This is a genomic window from Vibrio rotiferianus CAIM 577 = LMG 21460, from assembly GCF_002741985.1.
In the GTDB taxonomy this organism is placed as follows: Bacteria; Pseudomonadota; Gammaproteobacteria; order Enterobacterales; family Vibrionaceae; genus Vibrio; species Vibrio rotiferianus.
In genome coordinates, this window is record NZ_APHW01000013.1 from 82,328 (window position 1) to 103,002 (window position 20,675).

Genomic DNA, 20,675 nt, shown 5'->3' on the forward strand with positions numbered 1-20,675 from the left:
AACCTCTGGCTCCTCCTCCTCCCTTTGCCAAGCAGTCGGTAGGTTGAGTTGTGCCTGGCTGCGAGTAGATGCAGCCTGAGTCGTATTCTATCTCGTAGCCTTGTTTGAACATGAAAACATCGTCAAGGAGAGAAAATGAATACGGCATCTGAACCCAGCCCCCATGCTGAAAGTCAGCCTCAAAAGCGAGCGGTGAGTGCAATCACATTAGGCGTAATGTTCGCACTTGCAGGCACTTTGTTGTTCTCGATTAAACCTATTTTCGTCAAAATGGCGTATCAATATGGCGGTGATGCAGTCAGCATCATGACGCTCCGAGCCATCAGTTCGCTGCCTATCTATCTTTGTATTCTCTTTTGGATGTTGCGCCGGTGTGAGCAGCGAGCACAAGTAAAGCAGCATGGAGTGAAAGCAGCCGCCATTGGTGTGTTGGGGTACTATCTCGCAAGCTATTTAGATATCACAGCGCTTAACTATATTTCAGCGCAGTTAGAGCGGTTATTGATTTTTCTTTTCCCTACTTTTGTTGTTCTGATTATGTGGTTTAAGGAAAGACAAGCCCCGAAGCGCAATGTTTTGATTGCAGTAATGCTGGGGTATGTTGGTGTGGGCTTGATTGTCGCCCATGATCTTTCCCAATACGGCGAACAAATCTGGTTTGGCGGTGGGTTAGCGATTTTGTCGGCGTTTGTTTTTGCGGTGTATCTGGTGCTGAGCAAAGGCTGCATCGCCAAGTTAGGTAGCACCATCTTTACCAGCATTGGAATGGGGAGCGCGGGTGTCGCTATTCTCATTCACTTGTCATTCAGTGAGTTGGAATTGCACACCATGGGGAAAGAACTGATCATTGTTGGCGTACTATTAGGTTTGTTCTGTACTGTCATTCCTTCCTATTTGATCGCAGCAGCAATGGCTCGTTTGCATCCTGCGCACTTAAGCTTAGTCAGTAATGTCGGTCCTGCTATGACGGCGCTGTGCGCGATTGTCATACTAGGCGAAGCATTCACTTGGTATCACGCGATTGGCATGGTGCTGACCATTGCGTCTGTGGTGGTGATCAATCGTAGCAAATAGCGAAAAGAAACAGGCAAGTCGTGTAGAACGGGCAGGTCGAAAAAGTTCGACCTGCCAAGTGCCTAAAAGACGAAGTTCACCATAATGGTGTACATGTTTGCGTCATCGTCTTCTGGAGTATCAACAAACGCACCAGAGGCATTGCGATAGGCTTTGAAGTGTTGCCATTCTGCATTAAGTGACACGTTGTAGTGGAGATCGTATCTCACCCCCAATAAATAGCTGTCACCATCTTTGTGCTCTTGGTCATCAAATTGTTGGCCATACGTCGCGTAGGGCGTGAATTCGTTGAGGTTGTAAGAACCTTGTACATACCACGCAGAGGCAATATCGTTGGTTTGACCTTCGACAGTTAAGGTGAGGGCATCTAGCTCATACACGGCCCCGAGCGAAAATAGCTGTATTCTTTGGTCTGTCTCTTTCATGGCCAAGTTAACATTCGTGAGTATAGTTTCCAGATCGTATTTCGCATCAAGATAGCCAAAATTCCAGCGATAATTGTCGCCACTAAGGACGAGGTTAATGCCGTACATGCCATCGGTCGTGAACTTTAGTTCAGTGGTGTCGTTGTAATCAACACTGCTGTCGTCTTTAAATCCGATAAATGGTGTTGTTGTTAAAGTAAGGCTTTCATTTATATCGTGATTCCAAAGGACGGAGAGTCCATTGTATGCGGTAATACCAAGAATACTGTCATAGACTTCATTAGGCGGGCGAGCTGGTGTAAATGCATGGCCGACAAAGTAATACTCAGATGCTAAGAATAGCGGCATTCTTAGTCGCCCCCCCCACGAAACTCGACGTTCTCATACGTGTAAGCGATATAAGCCCATTCTAACTGAGGATTACTCCAGTGATCCTGAGGTCGTTTGACCACTTGAGCAGAGGCTTTAAAGGCATCGTAATAGAAGTCGAGTTGCAGGCCGAACGTGGTGTCACAATCGTAGCAGTTCTTGTCGTTAATAAATCGATTCACGAGAAGTGGCATTTCATTGTCAGATGACGCCCATGAAGTCGAGCCAAAACCGCTAAGCGTTAGGTTGTCAGTAATCTCGATCGCTGAGTAACTTGGAGCCGTGATACAAGAAACAAATAATGCAATCAGTGTTTTCTTCATATTATTTCTCCGAACTTACTACGTAGAGGATTTGCGCATTTGATGGGAGGCTACTGACGGGAGCGTAACCAATGCGATTTGGCTTTTCTTTCATCCATTCTAAAAGCGTGTCTATGTTTGAGTTATCAATGACTTTCGGTGGGCGCGCTTTGCCTGAAAACGATAAGCTAGCCCAATGCGCGTTCATTTGTGCAATGTTCTTGTTGAGCAAATAACGATAAAACTCAGAACGTTCAGATGACGTATCTGGCCAATCTGCAAGTTCAACGCGATGGCCTTGTAGGCGTTTTGTTTTTCCTCGATATAACTTGCGGGCTTTCGTAATGCTCAGTTCATTAAACTCCGAGTTTAGGGAAAAAATTGCATAGCTGTCCGCGGCGAGCGCTTTACTATCAAAAGAAAGAAAGACAGCGAGTGAGACAAGAACACTCAACAGCACTTTAAGTATTCTTCTATTCTTCTCTAAGATATGGATATCCATAACCATTACCTTATTCGTTAAATGACGCTTTCAATTTGGTGAATCAGCTTTTCTTTACGTATTGGCTTCGGTACGTATGCGTCCATACCAGAATCAAAACAGCGTTGAATGTCGTCGTCCACCACACTTGCTGTCAGTGCAATGATTGGTGTTTTAGATAGACCAGAGTCTTGCTCAAACTGTCGAATCTCTCGGGTTGCCTCAAATCCATCTTTTATTGGCATCATGCAATCCATCAAGATAATGTCGAATCCTCTATCTTGTTGGAACATATCTACGGCAACTTGCCCATTTTCCGCGATTTCAAACTGATAACCAGCTTTACTGAGTAGGAGTGAAGCGACTTTCTGGTTCACGTTATTGTCTTCAACCAGCAAAATTCTTCCGTTTTTGTTTGCTGTGTTTTTGGGCGACTCTTCTATGATCGAAGTGGCTGCAGCCTCTGGCTTATCAGCGATGGCTTGTAACATTTTGTCTTGAAGAAGATTGGCTTTAAATGGTTTTGCCATGTAATCAGTCATACCTACGTTAAAGCACTTCTGGATGTCGTCATCCACTACGCTAGCAGTTAGCGCTATAATAGGGATCTTAGGTTTGTTCTGTTCGGCTTCAATTTGACGGATACGTTTTGTCGCTTCGAAGCCATCCATAACGGGCATCATGCAGTCCATTAAGATTAAGCAATACTGATTGGCTTGGTACATCTCAAGCGCTTCCTGACCGTCATTTGCGAAATCAAAGTCGAATCCAGCTTTGCGTACGTGCAGCCCCGCTATTTTTTGGTTCACATTGTTATCATCCACAATGAGAACTTTTCCGGATGTTGGCAGGTGTTCAGCGTTAAAATCAGCATCGAGATGGGGTGATCTCGCCATGCATGTCTTGATTGCTTTGGCAAGTCGTTGGCCAAGAAGTGGCTGCGTAATCACTGCACTGATATTTTTCTCAAAATCAAATTGCTCACTGTGAAGGTGGCGAATGAGGCATACATGAATATCACAGGCTTCTAGCTGTCGGAAATAAGATGTCTGCTTGTTGGCACAGTTAGGTTCACTTTCTACATAAACTAAAACGCTACTCGTTGGTAGTTGCGTAGCAACAGGTTTATCGATGCAACGGTAGTGTGTCGAAGAGCAAGCGATATTGTAAAAGCTCAATTCGTTAATCAATCGTTCACCAAAGCTAGAATCATCATAGAGTAGGGTAACGGGCTTGCTTGTTTCCGTATTACTGATGTTCTCATAACGAGCTTGCTGAATATCGAGTTCAAGTTCGAAGTAGAATCGGCTACCAATCCCTTTTTTCGAATCTAGTTTTATTTTCCCTCCCATCAACTCCACCAGCTGCGTACTGATAGCTAAACCCAACCCAGTTCCGCCGAACTGACGTGTGGTTGAATCATCTTCTTGAGCAAAGGGTTCAAAGATCTTCTTTTGCTGCCCTTCATCAATCCCGATACCGGAATCCGACACTGAGAACTCAATGTTTGCTTTTGTTCCTGTACGTTGTTTTGTTTCGATGGCTAACTGTACATAGCCTTTATCGGTAAACTTCACTGCGTTTGAGATAAAGTTCATCATAATCTGGCGTAAGCGATGATCGTCTATCATCACTCGGTACGGGGTATTTGGACTGATAGAGACATCTAGCACAATGCCTTTCTCTTTCGCCTTCGGGGATACGATCGAGGCAATGTCGTATATGGATTCACGGATACAGGTAGAGTGTGGGCTGATGAGTAACATGCCTGACTCAATCTTGGAGAAGTCCAATATGTCATTGATTAAGCTGAGAAGCAGATGTGAAGAGGTTTCAATGGTGTCAACGTAATCGAGCTGTGTTGCGGTGAGAGGCGTTTCAGAGAGTACTTCGGAAATACCAATCACGCCGTTTAGTGGTGTTCGGATTTCGTGTGACATATTGGCAAGGAAGCTACTTTTGGCCTTACTTGCTTGTATCGCATCATCTTTTGCTTGCTCAGCATCTTCCTTCGCTTGCTTGAGTTTGATACTTGCTTCCTGCCGCTCGTAGCTTAGGCGCTGAACTTCTTTCGCAAATTGGCTGAGCTCGTCTTTTCCTTTTACTATCTGTTTGAGACTGTCATCTTGCTTTGAGTCATCTCTTTTTAGAAACTTGAGGACAAGCTTAAGATCTTGAGTCACTTTATGACTAAGCTTCAATACCGAATAAATGACTAATAATGTCATTAATCCGATGATAAGTATGAAAATCAACTGCTCTCGTTCTGCTTTTCTAATTGCACTTTCTACATCATGAGTTAACTGCGCTTTAATTGTAGTATCCACGTCGATTAGGAGCTCTAACCTTGTTTTTAGCGCTTGTAGTCCTGTTTCAATTTCAAGGGAAGAGAGCTCATCAAGATCACTACGATTTAATAGGTAACTCCGAAAATCCTGGCTTTGCACAAAGGCATCACTGGTAAAGGTATCGAGAAGAAGGGAGACCTGTTCTTGGTTAGCATTCAGATTAAGGAATCGCTCTAAAAATAGTTGTTGGCTCTGTATGAGCGAAAGAATAGTGCTACGAAATTCGTCGTCGTACTCACCTTGTTGTGCGCTTTTTACAAGGATTTGGCTAAGTCTGTTCTCTTCATTAGACCAAAACAGTAGCCATTCGAGTTGGGTTAGGGCTGTTAAATGCTCTTTGATTTCCGGTGTTGCATTCGTGAATGGGACTTTTTCTAACTCAATTAAGAGTTGTTTGTAGCTGTCAGAGACCCACTCAGCTAAATCAAGCCTATCTTCCGATGCAGTCGTTTCAACCAGAGATATTGTGCTTTCTTTTAAATCGGCAAGCGCATCTTTCGCATTAACGTGTGAGCTATTGAACAGTGTTGGAGTTAGTGTAGATAGTTCTGATATTCGGAACTTAATGTCGGTTATAGGAGACGCGGCATTACTGTCCTGAGTGATTTGGTAAATCTCTGACATCTTATCGACATACTTTGAGAACAGCTCTGCTCGTTGTAGTGTATTGGCTTGCTCAGAGAGGCTTAGTACTTGTTGAGTTGCCAGTATAAGCAACATACATATAGGCAGTAGCACTAGGCTAATAAGTTTATGCTTAACAGAAAAGTTGTTCCAAGAAATCGCTCGCGCCACTGTTTACATCCATATAAAACCAGTTGATATAAAAAGTGTAGTTTAGTCTTAATAATGTGCATGATTACAACAAGATAATAGAACCCAAATCACACCTTAGGTCTAATGGTCGCTTTATTGTTGCCTTGCCTTCAAACCACGTCATTCTCGCTGAACCAAGCATTTTGAGGTTACTTGAGTATATAGGGAGGGCATGAAATAGATCGGAATAAAAAGTTACTTCACCGTGGAATCAAGTTGGTGTTAAATACGCTCCGGCCAAGTCTTTATAAAGTGAACTCAAGAGTATGACTGCAAAACTAATTTTAATTCGAGGCCTTCCTGGTTCCGGCAAATCGACGTTGGCTCGAGAACTTGCGGTTCAACAAGATGCCAAGCACTTTGAAGCGGATATGTTCTTTGAAACAGATAAAGGGGAGTACCAGTTTGACGCTCAACTCCTTGGGGATGCTCACCAATGGTGCTTTTCGCAAACAAAGAAGTGGTTAAAGCGAAACCGTGTTGTCATTGTCAGCAATACTTTTGTGCAACGTTGGGAAATGCAACGCTACTTAGATTTGTGTAAAAGCGAAGGCATTCCTGTAGAGATTCATATTTGCACTGGTGAATACCAAAGTGTTCATGGTGTCCCATTGGCGACCATCGATAAAATGCGCCGCCAATGGCAAGACTAATGGGCAAGTGAGCGCGAGTTTCTATTGACCTCTACCATCAATCATCACAACCAAAGTTCTTGTCATTATAGAGATGTCCGTAGTAATCCAGCTTTTGTACGAATCCAAACTCAGCGCATAGCTATGATCGAATGCGACTTTTCTTCTGACATCTTCAATGCATGAGTCATATCCTTGATTTACCTGCGCTAACCCTGTAATACCAGGCAATACGCCATAGGTGCGTTCGACAAAAAACGGAATTTCATCTTCTAGTTTTTGGTAAAAATCAGGGCGCTCGGGTCTAGGGCCGATTAATGACATCTCCCCCTTTAGTACATTGAAAAGCTGTGGAATCTCATCAAGTCGGGTTTTGCGAAGAACACGCCCCACAGGTGTAATTCTCGGATCGTTCTTGCTTGCCCACACTGCGCCAGAACGTTGCTCTGCATCCACATACATGGTACGAAACTTCATGATATTGAATAAATCCATTTGATCTGGCGTTGAGCGCCCAACGCGAAGCTGGCGATATATCACAGGCCCTTTAGAGCTACTTATTATCGCTAGTGCTATCAATGGAAATAAGGGTAGTGTGATTAACAAAATAACCAATGAAATAACCACGTCGAAGATACGTTTTGAGTTGCGAATTCTTGATTGTACTGACTTCATAATGTTCCCCTTAGTGGTGCACGCGAGTCCAACGGTGACGCTCTAAACCTAACAAATATCTTAAGCCGCCAATAAAATTAGCGTAGTGTCCTACCAACAAGTAACTTCCTAGTTTCAAGGGTTTGCTGATGAGGTGCTGAGGAATGAAATGTGCAATTGCGAAAACGGAGTAAACCACTATTTGAGCAATAAGGATGTACTGGAACAGCCAGTATTCCATCAATGCTATTGAACAAGCGAAGCTCATCAGCATTAAATACGGAATGGCGACTCTAAGCGCTTTGCCAGAGAAAAAGGTAAAGGCTGTTCCTCGATACCTCGGTTTTAATAACTGGTGAAGCTTAATAAGTTGCTGCATGTTACCGGCCGAAATACGAAGTCGACGTTTAAAGTCCATTTTTCTGTCACTTTGTTCAAGTTCAAGTGCTCGCATTTTAGGTTCATAAATCGCGTTTTTCCCTTTTGCGACAATGTTCATCGGCAATACAAAGTCATCATTAATAATGTTGCCAGCCAGCGGAGAAAAGAGTTCGGTACGGAAAGCGTAGAATGCACCGTGAGAACCAATAGAAGAGCCAACAAGAGATTCAAAGTACTTTAGGTTACTTTGGTAATGCCAATACTTTACTTCGCCTGGATTTTGAGAGTTAAGTAATTGATAGGCAGCATTGACTACTCCCACTTGTCGGTTTCGAAAGTGATGAGCAGCGATTAGCAAGGAGTCGCATGAAATCAACGCGGAGACATCACTAAGAACGGTAATATCGGAGGTTACCGTCGGAACGAGATCATTAATAACCGCGATTTTCCCTCTATTCGCTGAGAAGTTCTGAATGATAAACAGAGTATCTGCGCAGATTGCTTCTTGTATGGTTTGCTCTGCAATCTCTACCGTGCGATCTACACAGCCGTCACAAGCGATGATGATCGACAGCTTGCTGCGAGGGTAATCTAAACAGGCGAGGTTTCTGATTTTTTCCGCGATCCACTTTTCTTCATTGTAGGCTGGAACAATGATTGTGATGCTCGGTAAAAATCGGTCTGCTTTGCCGTCTACGTAACTACGTGCGAGAGTGTTTGAAGCTGAAGAAACAACATGTCTTTTAGACAAGAACTTCAACAGTAAAGGGTAACCGATATGGTGGTAAACAATTAAAGTAACGGAAATACCGAAGGTAATGAACAATGTAATTTCAATCATAGCTGTGCTCCTTCGGTTAGGTTTGAGTAGCGTTTAATCATTTCTCGAATATCAAAGTGGCGCTTAATATGATGTCGAGGTGAGGAGTTAACTGAACTCAGTTGCTGTTGAAGTGCTTTGGCGAGCGGTTCTGCTGCATTTGGTGGCACTAGTACACTGCTCTGTGGGCATAGTGTTTCACTGACTGCGCCAACGTCTGATGCAACGCACGGTACGTTACATGCCTGAGCCTCTAAAGTGGAGAGTGGAAAGCCTTCTTGTAGAGATGGGAGACAGAAAAGATCGAGGCTTTGGTAAAAGGTCGGCATATCCTGGACAAGGCCTAAAAAGGAGACTCTATCACTCAGGCCCAAAGTCTCGACTTGAGCCCTTAGAGTTGGTAGGCAGCTTCCCATGCCTGCAATTGCCAAATGTACATTTTCAGGTAGTGAGTGGAGCGCTCGGATAAGAATAGAATGGCCCTTTACGAGTTCTAGTCGCCCTGCGGTACCAATGATTTTTTTATTGGTTGGGAGTCCTAAAACTTTGCGGGATTGCAGTGGGTGTCCTGCAACAAATCTGTGGCAATCAATACCATTATGAATGGTGTTTACGTCGTGATAATCCAATTTTGAGATGATTTGCTTGGCAACCAGATCGGCGTCGGCGATAACCTTAGGCCGCAAAAGCTTAAGTAAAAGTGATTGTAGTCGAGCTGCTTTTCTATTATTCAGATGCCAAGCGTCATGCTCAGTATGAATTAGGCCAGGTGTTGTGGTGATGCGAGCAGCGAGCCCCCCCCATAAAGCAAAGGGCCGATATGATGGGTATGAACCACATCAGGCTTGAATCCGACTATGAACTTGAGTAAGTCATACAAGCAGGAAGGGGAGAAGCCGGGCTTTTTGTCTAAAAATATTAAGCTATTTTGGTATGGCTTCAGATTCGCCCACTTGTTTATTGCGTCGGCTGATGTTCCTTCGAGGCTAACGATCATGACGTGGTCTGAAGCTGGAGCAAAACGTAGCATTTCCAATACCAACATTTCCAAGCCACCAGGAGCTAGGTGCTGTACGACATGGAGTACGTTTCTTTTCTCTTGTTTTGGATTGACTCTCTTTTTCATTTTACTCACCTATTATGACGTTTCTAATAGATAACTGCACGAGGTGTGCCAAATTATTATCATTTAAAAACAATGACCTATGTTTCTGTATGGAGGTTGTTTTATTTTGAGAATCAGAATGGCGAGGTGAGAAAAAACAAAAGCGCCACGAATGGCGCTCAATAAACTTAAATGAGCTTTGGGTTAAGGTTTAATTCGAGGGATCACGGTAATGACCGGGACGCCCAAGCTCTTTACTAAGCTTTGCTTTGAACGAATGGAGTTATCTATCAGTTCTAAAATGGTGGCTAAGCTGATGCCTAACCCTGCGCCGCCAACAAAGCCTAACAATACAAATACGATTGCTGGCAAGTTTGAAGGAGAGCTGGGTACAAAAGGTTCATCAATCACTTTCACTCTTTTTCCTTCTTCAAAGCTACCCAATGAACCAGTAAGTTGAGCCATTTCGTAACGCTCGACAAGATCCTCATAGAGCTCTCGTTTTACTGAGACGTCTCGAGCAAGGCGGTTAATGTCTGTCGTCGTGCTACCAAAACGGTTGGCATCATACTCAAGTTCAGTCACCATTTTTTTCAGACTAATGGTTTCCTCCGTGAGTGACTCAAACTTACCTCGCATGATTTGTAACTGATGTAACTGACTGACCAATAGTGGTTGTGCTTCTCCTAATTGGCTGAGCTTGGTGTTGCTGGCGATGTCCCAAAGTTGTGCGCTATTGAGTTCCGGCTGTTTCGATTTGATCAGTATTGAGCGTTCCTGCTCCAACCGCTGGAGCTCACGTAACTTGCCTTGAACAAGGCTGTGAGCTTCTGTATACCTTGCGCGAAGGAGAGTAAGTTCACTGCGGATCTCGATAATCTGTTCTTCTATCTTACCAATCACTGGGTTAGTTTTTGACAACTGTTGGTCCAAGCTGCCAAGGCTTCTTTCTACACCTGCCAGTTCGGCTTCTTTTTCAGCCAAGGTTTGCTTTAAGCTAGCTAAGCGAGCAAGACTTTGAGATTGCATTTCTGGCGTAGCGTGTGAATAGGCATTTTTATATTCGGCATAAGCTAACTCGGCTTTGTCGAGTTGTTCTCTTCGCTTAGTAATATGCATGTTGAGGAAGTGGCTTGAATCCTTAATCGATGAGCGTTCTGGCGCGAGTAACTGCTCAATAAAGTGTTCGCTTACAGAAGTAAGCAGCGTGTCCATTCCTTCAGAGTGAGGGCTTTTTAGCTGAATTTGAATGAAATCTTTACCTAACTGATGAACAGACAACTGGGAGGCTAATTGTCCGATGATATAGTCGCGTTGTGCATCCGTAGTGTGTTGATCAATCAGTCCTTGCTCTGTGGCCACAGAGTAGAGTACGTGGCGACTTTTAAGCAAAGTGCTTAGTGCACTGAGTCGATCTTTGAGCATGGTCGAGACAGCGATGTCTTCAAGAAACGGATTCAATTTCGCTGTTTCTTGTATCAACATGCTGGTATGAGAGATATAGGTTGTTGGCAGTAACCTACTCACACCCAAACCGAGAATGGGCAGTATTAACATTGGTAGGACGATCAAATATCTTCTTCGCCAAGCGCCAACTAACATCGCGGTTAGGTTACTTCTTAGGTCGTTCATAACTGCCTCACTAGTTCATCAATGTAGAGCGCTTTGCTATCCCAGCTTTGCTGTCTAACGATGCTCATTTTCTCTTTATCAACGGGGATGAGGCTATCCATGCACTTTTTTACATCTGTGGCGTTATTTACAACGTTGATCATCCCTTTATAAGGATCGATAGCGGGAAAGTGTGTACTGATTACTGGCTTTCCTGCAGCAAGATACTCGAGTAATTTTAGTGGGTTACATGCTCTGATCTGTTTGTTATCGACAAAAGGTAACCAACTTACCGCCCAATGCTGAGAGTATTTAGGCAAATCGGTATGTGGTTTCGTCCCTAGGTAGCGCACATTCGGCAAGTTGGGTAGCAAGTTTGTGGTCAACTCACATGGACCAATAAATACCAAGGTCCAGTCTGGGCATTGCAAGGCAACCTGCTTGATTAAGTCGTAATCTAACCAATTGGAAAGGCTCCCGTAAAAGCCAATAACGTTCTCCTTTGGGGATGGTAAGTCATTCGCACTCGAAGTCGGGGTGGAGAATAAGTCATAGTCAACACCATGAGGCACAACAAAGGTTTTTTGTGATGGAAACCTGTCAGCAAGTGATTCACTTGCCACGAGTATAAGGTCGGCGTATTGCACCAAATCCGACTCGTGGCGTATGACAGTCTTGTGATCAACCCCTGCTAATGCAGAGAAATCGTCACCACAGTAATAGATAACACCGTTGTTGCTCATTGACTGGCAAACATCTGCAGCAGTTGGTAACGAAGTCCAAAAAATGGGTTTATCGAACTTGAGTTTTCTCAGGGTGTTTGTAAGTTGGAATTTGATCATTTCACAGGCAATACGTCGTGCAAAGCGAGTTTTAGGGGCCGGTATGGTGAGGCAATCTACGACATCGATATTGTGAAACTTACTGTTTGAGTAGTTTGCTTCTTTCTTGGAGTGAAATCGGCTTTTGACTTTTGAGAGTGCCCGTTTTAAATCCTTGGTTGATAAGGTAGGTTGTCGAAGGCCGATAGAGTTAACCCACAGTATGCGATAACTACGGCTAAGTTTCTTGATGATATGCTGAGTCGATGAAGGTAGGCCGCCAAAATCTTCCCCAAAAACCACAATCTCTTTCATAAACGACTCCGAATAAACTTAAACTGCAATCTAGGGAATCTGTTTCATAGTTCGTGCCAGAGTGTTAGATATTTAAAATCAATGACTTAAATTAGCACTGCTTGATGTTCTGTGGTTATTCTCATTTTGAAAGTCACTTTGCGCGATTCTATTTATCGCAACGGTAAGTGCTGCCAGTATATAGATTGGCCACGTAAAGCCTTGCGTTAAAAAAGTACCTGATACGATAGTGCCAATCAGGCCGCCAAACACGGCGTTAGCCCCAATGACAAGTGCTGAAGGCGAGTGTTCGCCTAGCAACCTAATCGATTGTCGAGATGTGCGGCATAAAGAGACAATAAGTGCGATAAATACAAATAGGCCAACAAAGCCCGTTTCGGCCAATACTCCGAACCAAGTAGAGTGGACTGCGTGGTTGATGCCGTCCCAATGAGGGCTGTAGAAGAAATAGTTGTAATAGAAGTTATCGAGACCTACACCAGTGATAGGATTGTGTATCGCCATCTTAAATGCCGCTTCCCATGCGTAGAGTCGGCCCATGGCTGAGGCGTCTATTCCTGCTTCCGCCGCTCCGCCCGATGCTCTTCCTGAAATGCCGGCTACCGCATACAGAACGAGCGCACCAACCAAACCAAGGGTGATAACCAGAGTTTTGCTTTTTATATGTTTGAATGCGAAATAACCAAATACTGATAGTGAACCTAAGAGTCCCCCTCGGCTTTGAGTTTCAATAATTGAAGCAAATAAGACAACACAGACGAAGAGAGCGAATCCTCTCAAGAGCCAATGTGAACGAACGTCTACCGCTTGAGCAACAGCAAAAGCCAGAGGGAACATAAGAACTAGCGCGAGGTCGTTTGGGTCGCCAAGCACTGAACCAAAGCTGCGCCCGATGGATACTCGAGTTCCTTCAACAAGGTCGATACCATTGGATGCATTAGACAGGGCAACATACCCGATGAGCAAGCCAGCGGTGATGATAGAAAATGATATTTTTGCAAGTTGCTTGGGCGTGTTAATGAGCCAAGTGATGGCAAGCGTCATTAGGATTATTTTCCAATAAACCGTTTTAAACTCAGTAATAGCGATACCGCGGTTAGATGCGAAAACAATTCCTATGGTGGTAAGAAGCCAAAAAATGGCTAACCACTTTAGCGATGGGTGCCAATACGGCTGTATGGAGCGACTCAATATAATGTGAAAGCACAAAGCCCCCAATGCGCCTAAAGAAAGTAGCAAAGGAATTTTGAAGTTATAGATTGTAGGGAATGCTTCATGGATTCTGAAGAAGGAGAAAATAACGAAAAGCGTAACGAGCCAAAAGGTTTGGCTTAAAGCAAACAAGGCCACTAAAGGGAATACACAAAGCGCTACAATCATCACTGGGTGAGGGAGCAGCCACCAGGCCCCCGCCGCAGCGAAGCAAAAAAACGCTGCGATGGTAATGTGTCTACCATTGCTGCTATGGGTATTCATTGTAAAGACCTAGACAGTTGGATATGCCACTTCTGTACTTGATCATTAACGGCTTTACGTTGCTTTTTCGTCATATAGTTTTTGGCGATTAAGAAGTAAACACAGCACATTACGATGCAGCATAGCATTGCGATAAAGGTTGAAGGGCTGGAGTGCACGAGTACCAGTCCGAAACCGGAGAGTAAGTGCATCACAACCAATAAGTTGATATTAAACCTCATTTTTATACAGCTCTTACCAACAAAGAGCGTCATTACGAGTTTTGCCATTTGAGCAATGTAGAGCGCGATGAATACCCCCCCCAGATTCCAATGTCGTTTAGGCTGAAAAGTAGTAGTACAGCAAGACTAGCGGAACAAGCATTAATCAGAAGTAGCTTATTGGTGTGCTTTTTATAGAGGATTGGGAGGTTGAGGAGTTCGTACCATTCTTTAAGCATTGCGATTGGTAGTAGGAACAGGGTGTATAGAAAGGCATCGTGGTAAGTTTCTGGCAGCAACGTATGTATGATGATATAGGCTAAAGTCGCAACCAAAGTTGTTAATGCTGCAATGTAGATGACGCCTAGGTGGGTTATTCGTATGGCTGTATTTGTATTACCTTCCTCAAGGAACGCAAATCGTCGAGGCATCCACCACATACCAAAAGGCTGGACCAATATGCACATCCCTAAAGCAAATTTAGCAGCGATAGCGTATACGCCCAATGTTTCTAAAGACGCATTGGCACCGATAAACCAACGCTCAGCGCCATTTAAGCAAAAGGCCATTAGACCCGCGAGCATGATTGGCGTGCTGTAACGGAGAAACGTGTATATTTGTTCTTTGCTCGGAAAAGCGAAGTGATAACGATTAATGAGGTGGAGCCAAACAAACTGAATTGAGGAAGCCACTAGGCCGCCCAGTAGCACCGATAATACAGAAGGTGAGGCGTTCAATGCTGTAATGATGAAAATAACTTGAAGCAGGGTGGTTGATACCATCATGGTAAACAAGGTTTTCGCTTTATCGTCCTTCATCCTCAACCACGCAGTACCGATACCAATACTGCCCTCAAGGCTGATACACAAAATGATAACGATAAGCTCAAGCAACATAAACTCGGTTGGCAGGGGAACAAGGGAGAGCATTGCAAACAGAGCCAGTGCAGTAATAAACGATATGCTAACGGTTAACGTGTAGATGTTGTTTCTTAGTTTTAATTGTACGTTTGTTCGTTTTTCTGTTCCGACAAATCGAAAGAGAGCTTCGTTTAGCGCAAAGCAAACAACCAAAGCAACGACAACGTTAAAAGAAGTAAGTAACTCCAATTTCCCCATCTGTGCAGGTGCTAAGAAATGAGGGATCACAGGCAGCATTAATAAGCTAATGCTTTTATTAATAACCAGCGCCAAAGCGAAGTAAGACATGTTGATCATAGCCTTAGACATGATGGGCCCCCTTAGCAGGACGCTTATGCTTTGGCTTTGAGGTAAGATCATCACTTCCATTGCTTAATGTACGAAGAATTGATTCATAACATCGATTGGCTTTATAGAGTTGGGCTAGATTCAATGCCTCCATACTCATGGTCACCTTTTGCCAAGGTGATTCATTGAGCAAACGTATTGCGTTGTGAAGTGATTTCGGGCAATTGGGAGTGTATTTAATGCAGTTTTTTCCGTGAATAAGTACTCGATCCCAATAACTGTCGTCACTAGGAATAACCACGCACATTCCAGCGGCTAGTGCTTCAAGGATTGAGAGACCAAATGGTTCGTTAATGCTGGTGGAAACAAATATTCCACAAGAAGCTCTAAGTTCATCGAGGTTGCTAGGAGAGTTCACCCACTGGATGTTACTCGCTTCAAAATCTGGTGTGGATGTATCTAATTCACTTTGCGGCTCTATATAGCATATTAGGGTGTCTATGTAGTTACCTTTATCTATACGACTCGCTTCAACCAGAAGATCGACGTTTTTCCATTTGAGCAAACTTGCCGCCCAGAAGACGCGTTGAGACAGAGGATTCGCCGGGCTTGACCAACGCTGTTCAGACAGACCATTAATAAAGATTTCGGCATTAAAGCTCATCCAGACTTTTCTTGTCTCCATTGCGGAGGTTTTTAGATATTTTTCCAAAGCGAGAAGAATGGAAGACTTTGTACTCGCGAGATAATAAATCTTTGCGGCTTTTGTAAGGCAATACCCTGTAGAGCGGGCGCCAGCTACTGGGCCATGAATCATTTGAACGATCGGTTTACTGATGATGAAGCGCAGCAAATACAATGGCATATCATTGCTAGGGCAAGACAGTCCCATATAACTATGAAACTTGGGTTCTCGAATAGCGATAAGCAAAAGCTGTAGAGTGTAAAAGCAGCACATCAACCAATAACCAAGGCCATAAGATTTTTGTATTGGAGAGATTTTTAGTGGCAATAACCTGATATTGGAATTCACCCTTAAGTGGGCTTCCCAATGTTGAACATGAGTAGAGGCAATATAACCAGTGATGTTTTTATTTTCGCAAAGGGCCAAAATTTCTGAGTTGGCGACTTTTGAACCACCATTCATAGGTATCGAGTCAAACATTAATACGCGCTGCATTACTCACCCCCGCTAGTTCAGGTTTAACCATCGTGTGATGGGTTTTACCCCTCGTGAAAGAGGGATTCGTGTCGGTACACAGGCCTTAAGTTCCTCAAGGTAGATAGATTCAATCGCTTGTACCGAAGTGGCTACAGATAAGTTGTTTTCTGCATGATTACGAGCGTTGAGCGATAACCTTTCGCGTAATGAAGCGTCAGTCATCATCTGCTGAATGGCATTTAGTAGGCTGGCCATGCCGGAACTCTGATATAAGAGCGCGTTGTGATTGTGTTTAAACAGCTCCGGGATACCACCAACCATAGGGGCAATAATAGGCAGTTCAGCAAGAGCAGCCTCACCAAGCGCTAGGCCAAAAGCTTCTTCATATGCACCACTAATAAAGGCATCTACATTACCAGTAAGCCATTCGGCAACGTTGTCCTGTTCACCAACAAAATGAATGCGCTCATCAACACCTAGGCTTTTTGACAGTCGTTCTAAGTGCTCTCTTTCTTCTCCGTCACCGACAATGACCAAGTGTGGGTTTTGTTGGTGATAGTTGTGTAAACGCATGGCATGAATGAGTCGATCAAACCCTTTACGTTGAATTAGAGAGCCGACAGACAAAAAGGTAAACGCGCTGGCAGGTATGCCTAAATCGCGCTTCACATCCTTCGATAGGGGCTTCTGTGTTAAAGAAACGCCGTTATGTACGACACGCATTTGTTGTTTTGGGTAGCCATCTTCTAGCAGTTGTAAACTCACATTTTCACTAACGCAGATTAATTTAGGGGAGAGGTGTAACCCTAAAGAAAAGCGATCTCTTAGCGTGTAGTGGCAGTGTAGTTGTGTTACGAGTGGGATATCTGCCATGCGTGCAGCCCAGCACATCCATTGACAAGGCCCGCCACTATTTACGTGTACAAGGTCAATGGCGTGCTCTTCTATCAAGTTTATGCCTTGTTTAATGAGCGTGTTCCAGCCACTTACGTCCCAGCGGGGCACATTCCAGCCACCAACCATATGAAACTCAGAAACCGTATTCTGAATACCTAACTGGCTGCATTTTTTCGCCAACGGCGAGCAATTAGTCCAAACGATTGGCTCAAACTTCGAACGATCTAGCCCTTTGAGTAGATCAAGCAACACGACCTCGCTACCTCGAAGCCAGTTGTCGCCGTAATGTACGTATAGAATTCGTTTGATGTTGTTCATAATCACCTCGAATAGCCAATCTGTTATGTGTCAACAGTTGCAACCGAGATGCCAAAATATGCCATTAGTTTATATGTATGATTTTGTTTGGTTTATTGGTTTGTGGTGAGCAAGGGAGGGGATGCATTCTCAAAATGAGATTCGAAATGAGGATTCTATCTCGAACAAAATTTAACCGCGAAAGATCAACAGACCCTAATAGTATTGGACGAGTTTAGGAATCACACTCTCGGTGGAAAAGTTATTGGATATGGTCTCTATTGCTTTCTGTCGGACTAGCGTTTTTTGTGTTTCAGGCAACGTAGCCCAAAGAGACAGTTTGTCTGAGAGAGCTCGAACATCCTTTGCTAGAAACCCATTACTGCCATCGACTATAAGCTCTGGCAGCCGACCTACAGAAAAACTCAACACCACAATCCCTCGGGCCATGGCTTCAAGAGCTGCCATTGGCAAGCCTTCGTAGCGTGAAGATATGACGAGCAAGTCGATATTTGACCAAACCTTGTCCATGTTTTTCTGATGGCCATAAAAGGTAATGTTGTTTGGTGCATTAAGTTCCAGCTGAGCTCGGTCTGGTCCATCACCATAAATAGAGAAGTTTGTATTTGGGTTGAGCTTTGCTAGTTGTATGAAATTATCGGCCCCTTTTTCATGGCTTAAACGTCCAACAAAGGCGATTTGCTGATAGTTAGGGATATTTCGCGGTAGGGACACAAAGTTATTTAGCAATATCGATGAGCAGGGTAGTTTACGCTGAATTTCTTTACTCACTGCAAAGCGAGAGTTTGAAACAAAGCCAGTATAGCGATCAAAAAAATCATACAGCCATACCTTACCTGTTGGTGATTCTCCTGCATGAAAAGTTGATATCAGTTTGGGAAAGGTACGAGACAGAATTTTAGCGACTCTTGCGACAAGCGCAGCTTTGTAGCCGTGGGTATGGATAACGTCTGGCTTGTACTGCATTACAGCGGACGACAACTGCTGAAAGAGGCGCTTTTGCTGCCCGTTGGAAGATAATTGATCTAAGTAGGCACACTCAATATGCTCATTAGACAGCTTTTGATGAAGAATCGAATGTGTATCGTAGTGGTTAGTAAAAATCACCAAAGGTCTATAGCCAAACAGTTTCAACCCTTTAGCCAATTCAAGTATGTGGCTTTCTATTCCACCAAAGATCCGGCTATCGATTAGCAGCCAGATCTTTTTACTTGCGGGTTTCTTACTCAATTTTGGCCTCATCTGCTTCCCACGCTTGTTTCTTGCGGTATACCGTTGATGGGCTTAGCTCCAGCATTACAGCGGCATTGAGAACATTGCCATCACAAAAATTAATGGCGTTTTGAATCGCCTCTCGCTCGACTTCCCACATTGGGCGAATGCTGCCATCGTCATTAAAGTATGGAGTATTGTTTGAGTGAGTACGCGCGATAGGTTCATCGATATAAGATGGGCGTGTTTCGATGTTTTTTAGGTCGGAACTCGGTGTGATCTGCTGTACATGGTTTACTGAATCGCGACCAAAATTAGCGCTTGTTGTGTCTGTTTGAGCTCTCTTTTTGGCGGTTAACTGTGAAGGTAAGTGGGATAGGGAAACTTGCTCTTCGTTATTCAAAACAACAATGTTGCGAATGATGTTTTGTAGTTGTCGCACATTTCCCGGCCAAGCGTACGCTTTGAAAAGAGTTTGAACCTCTTTACTTAACGATTTGAATTTTTTCTTGTCTTGTTTTGCATAAGTGTTCAAGAAGTGAGTGGCAAGTGTGACTATGTCACTTCCTCTCTCGGATAATGGTGGCATATCGATTGGCACAACATGTACACGATAATACAGATCTTCACGAAATCGTCCTTGTTCAACTTCTTCTAGAGGATCTCGGTTCGTTGCACAGATAATGCGTACGTCTACCTTCATCTCTCTGCTAGCGCCTAGTGGTGTGTAGGTTCCTGTCTGTAAGAAGCGCAGGAGCTTTTTCTGCATTTCTAGCTCCATTTCGCATAGTTCATCCAGAAACAATGTACCACCATGTGCCAGTGTGGCCGCTCCTTTTCGGTCTGTGGTTGCTCCGGTGAAGGCTCCTTTGACATGACCAAATATCTCACTCTCCATGAGGTCTCTCGGAATAGCACCACAGTTGATAGCAATGAAAGGCTTATCACGACGATCACTTTGACGATGGATAGCTTCTGCACAAACTTCTTTACCCGTGCCACTCTCTCCGACAATGAACACACTGGCTGTAGTAGGGGCTACCGCATCGATTGTTTTGTAAACGGCCTGCATTGGTAGGCTAGAACCGATAAAGCCGTGATAGTTGTGTCTATCGAAAGTTGCTTGGATGTTTTCAACTAAATGTTCGAGCTTCGCCCGCTTGAGGTGCAATGAGACGGATGTTTTGAGGCGATCCGCATTGATGGGCTTCTCTAAAAAGTCTTCCGCTCCCTTTTGAATCAGATTGACCGCTAAATTTACGCTGCCATGAGCCGTTGCAATAATTACCGAGGTTTGAATATTGTTCTCGTTAATCCAATCTAAGACGTCTTCACCAGACATATCAGGCAACTTAATATCCAGGATGACAAGTTGAGGTTTGGTTCGTTCAATAAACTGTTTAGCCTCTTTACCTGTTTCAACATGGAAAATATCATAAGGCTCATCTTTAACATATTGTTTATATAAGATAGCAAGAGAGGTTGAATCCTCTACCAATAAAACCTTCGGTCTCATAATCCTTCCCCAACGTTATTCCATCATCGTTATCATTTTTGTTTTAATCTTTCTTAACATAAGTATTAGCATATGCTGTATCGGATGGAAGATATTACTTTATTTTTTAATGAATTAAGTGATCAAACGCAGTGATTGATGACGGCTAAAGCCCCATGTTTTTTCTATCAACTAACGCAGAAAAAGAGCGCTGGGCGAGTGTTGGCAGTTCTTCACATTTGGCTATAGCCTGTTGGTTTTCACCGTCTAAGCATAGTTTTTCTATGTCTCGAGCTAAGCGTGAGAGAGCTCGATTACCTAATGCCAGAGCAGAGCTTCCTAGTGTATGTACCTCAAATTCAAGCTGCTCTAAGTTGTGTGTCAGAACCGCTTGCTCAATGTTTGCAAGTCGTTGTTGTGATTCATCAATATAGTGCTCGATGAGCATTGGAATAATGTCTGCACTCGTATCCTTTATCATTTGCTGCAGTATCGTTTCGTCAACGAGTTCACCTTTTGATAGTCGTTCGGTCGCTTCCTTCATCACATTACC

General features: G+C 43.8%; 14 protein-coding genes and 3 pseudogenes. 2 read left to right on the forward strand and 15 right to left on the reverse strand.

Annotated features, from left to right (window positions below; translation table 11 throughout):
* Positions 1-135 precede the first annotated feature (135 nt).
* Positions 136-1,074, forward strand: coding sequence for a DMT family transporter (locus B853_RS05975; RefSeq protein WP_038885959.1), 939 nt, complete (start codon positions 136-138; stop codon positions 1,072-1,074).
* A 62-nt stretch (positions 1,075-1,136) separates the two neighbouring features.
* On the opposite strand, the pseudogene B853_RS05980 reads toward B853_RS05975, so the two are convergent.
* From B853_RS05980 to B853_RS05990, 3 genes and pseudogenes are all read right to left on the reverse strand, one after another.
* A pseudogene (locus tag B853_RS05980) lies at positions 1,137-2,191 on the reverse strand (porin).
* Position 2,192: 1 nt separating this feature from the next.
* Positions 2,193-2,678: a hypothetical protein gene (locus tag B853_RS05985; protein ID WP_128826826.1), complete on the reverse strand. Its 486-nt coding sequence runs from the start codon at positions 2,676-2,678 to the stop codon at positions 2,193-2,195.
* Between the two features lie 11 nt (positions 2,679-2,689).
* On the reverse strand, positions 2,690-5,794 hold the full coding sequence (locus tag B853_RS05990; protein ID WP_038885952.1) for a response regulator: 3,105 nt from the start codon (positions 5,792-5,794) through the stop codon (positions 2,690-2,692).
* A 287-nt stretch (positions 5,795-6,081) separates the two neighbouring features.
* On the opposite strand from B853_RS05990, the gene B853_RS05995 reads away from it, so the two are divergent.
* A complete protein-coding gene (locus tag B853_RS05995) occupies positions 6,082-6,468 on the forward strand; it encodes an ATP-binding protein (protein WP_038885951.1) in 387 nt (128 codons plus the stop codon).
* 21 nt (positions 6,469-6,489) lie between these two features.
* Here the strand turns inward: B853_RS05995 and B853_RS06000 are convergent, their stop codons facing one another.
* The 12 genes and pseudogenes from B853_RS06000 to B853_RS06055 form a co-directional block, all read right to left on the reverse strand.
* Positions 6,490-7,122, reverse strand: a complete 633-nt coding sequence (locus tag B853_RS06000; protein ID WP_010448176.1) for a sugar transferase — start codon at positions 7,120-7,122, stop codon at positions 6,490-6,492.
* Positions 7,123-7,132: 10 nt separating this feature from the next.
* Entirely contained in the window at positions 7,133-8,323 is a 1,191-nt protein-coding gene (locus tag B853_RS06005) for a glycosyltransferase family 2 protein (RefSeq protein WP_038885949.1), read from the reverse strand.
* Positions 8,320-9,428 (reverse strand): annotated as a pseudogene (locus tag B853_RS06010) (glycosyltransferase). The gene B853_RS06005 and the pseudogene B853_RS06010 overlap by 4 nt, the downstream one beginning before the upstream one ends.
* A gap of 183 nt (positions 9,429-9,611) precedes the next feature.
* A complete protein-coding gene (locus B853_RS06015) occupies positions 9,612-11,039 on the reverse strand; it encodes a GumC family protein (RefSeq protein ID WP_038885945.1) in 1,428 nt (475 codons plus the stop codon).
* Positions 11,036-12,154, reverse strand: a complete 1,119-nt coding sequence (locus B853_RS06020) for a glycosyltransferase (protein ID WP_038885944.1) — start codon at positions 12,152-12,154, stop codon at positions 11,036-11,038. Before B853_RS06020 ends, B853_RS06015 begins: the two co-directional genes overlap by 4 nt.
* Before the next feature lie 78 nt (positions 12,155-12,232).
* Positions 12,233-13,630 carry an O-antigen ligase family protein gene (locus tag B853_RS06025; RefSeq protein ID WP_170001013.1) on the reverse strand — a complete coding sequence of 466 codons (1,398 nt, stop codon included), beginning with the start codon at positions 13,628-13,630 and terminating at the stop codon, positions 12,233-12,235.
* Positions 13,627-15,059, reverse strand: a pseudogene (locus tag B853_RS06030) (lipopolysaccharide biosynthesis protein). The gene B853_RS06025 and the pseudogene B853_RS06030 overlap by 4 nt, the downstream one beginning before the upstream one ends.
* On the reverse strand, positions 15,052-16,218 hold the full coding sequence (locus tag B853_RS06035; RefSeq protein ID WP_038885941.1) for a glycosyltransferase family 4 protein: 1,167 nt from the start codon (positions 16,216-16,218) through the stop codon (positions 15,052-15,054). Before B853_RS06035 ends, B853_RS06030 begins: the two are co-directional and overlap by 8 nt.
* A gap of 12 nt (positions 16,219-16,230) precedes the next feature.
* Positions 16,231-17,415: a glycosyltransferase gene (locus B853_RS06040; RefSeq protein ID WP_038885940.1), complete on the reverse strand. Its 1,185-nt coding sequence runs from the start codon at positions 17,413-17,415 to the stop codon at positions 16,231-16,233.
* A 195-nt stretch (positions 17,416-17,610) separates the two neighbouring features.
* Positions 17,611-18,657 carry a glycosyltransferase family 4 protein gene (locus tag B853_RS06045; protein ID WP_050568987.1) on the reverse strand — a complete coding sequence of 349 codons (1,047 nt, stop codon included), beginning with the start codon at positions 18,655-18,657 and terminating at the stop codon, positions 17,611-17,613.
* Positions 18,638-20,143 carry a sigma-54-dependent transcriptional regulator gene (locus tag B853_RS06050; protein ID WP_038885938.1) on the reverse strand — a complete coding sequence of 502 codons (1,506 nt, stop codon included), beginning with the start codon at positions 20,141-20,143 and terminating at the stop codon, positions 18,638-18,640. Before B853_RS06050 ends, B853_RS06045 begins: the two co-directional genes overlap by 20 nt.
* Positions 20,144-20,288: 145 nt before the next feature.
* Positions 20,289-20,666 carry an Hpt domain-containing protein gene (locus tag B853_RS06055; protein ID WP_038885936.1) on the reverse strand — a complete coding sequence of 126 codons (378 nt, stop codon included), beginning with the start codon at positions 20,664-20,666 and terminating at the stop codon, positions 20,289-20,291.
* Positions 20,667-20,675: the final 9 nt, after the last annotated feature.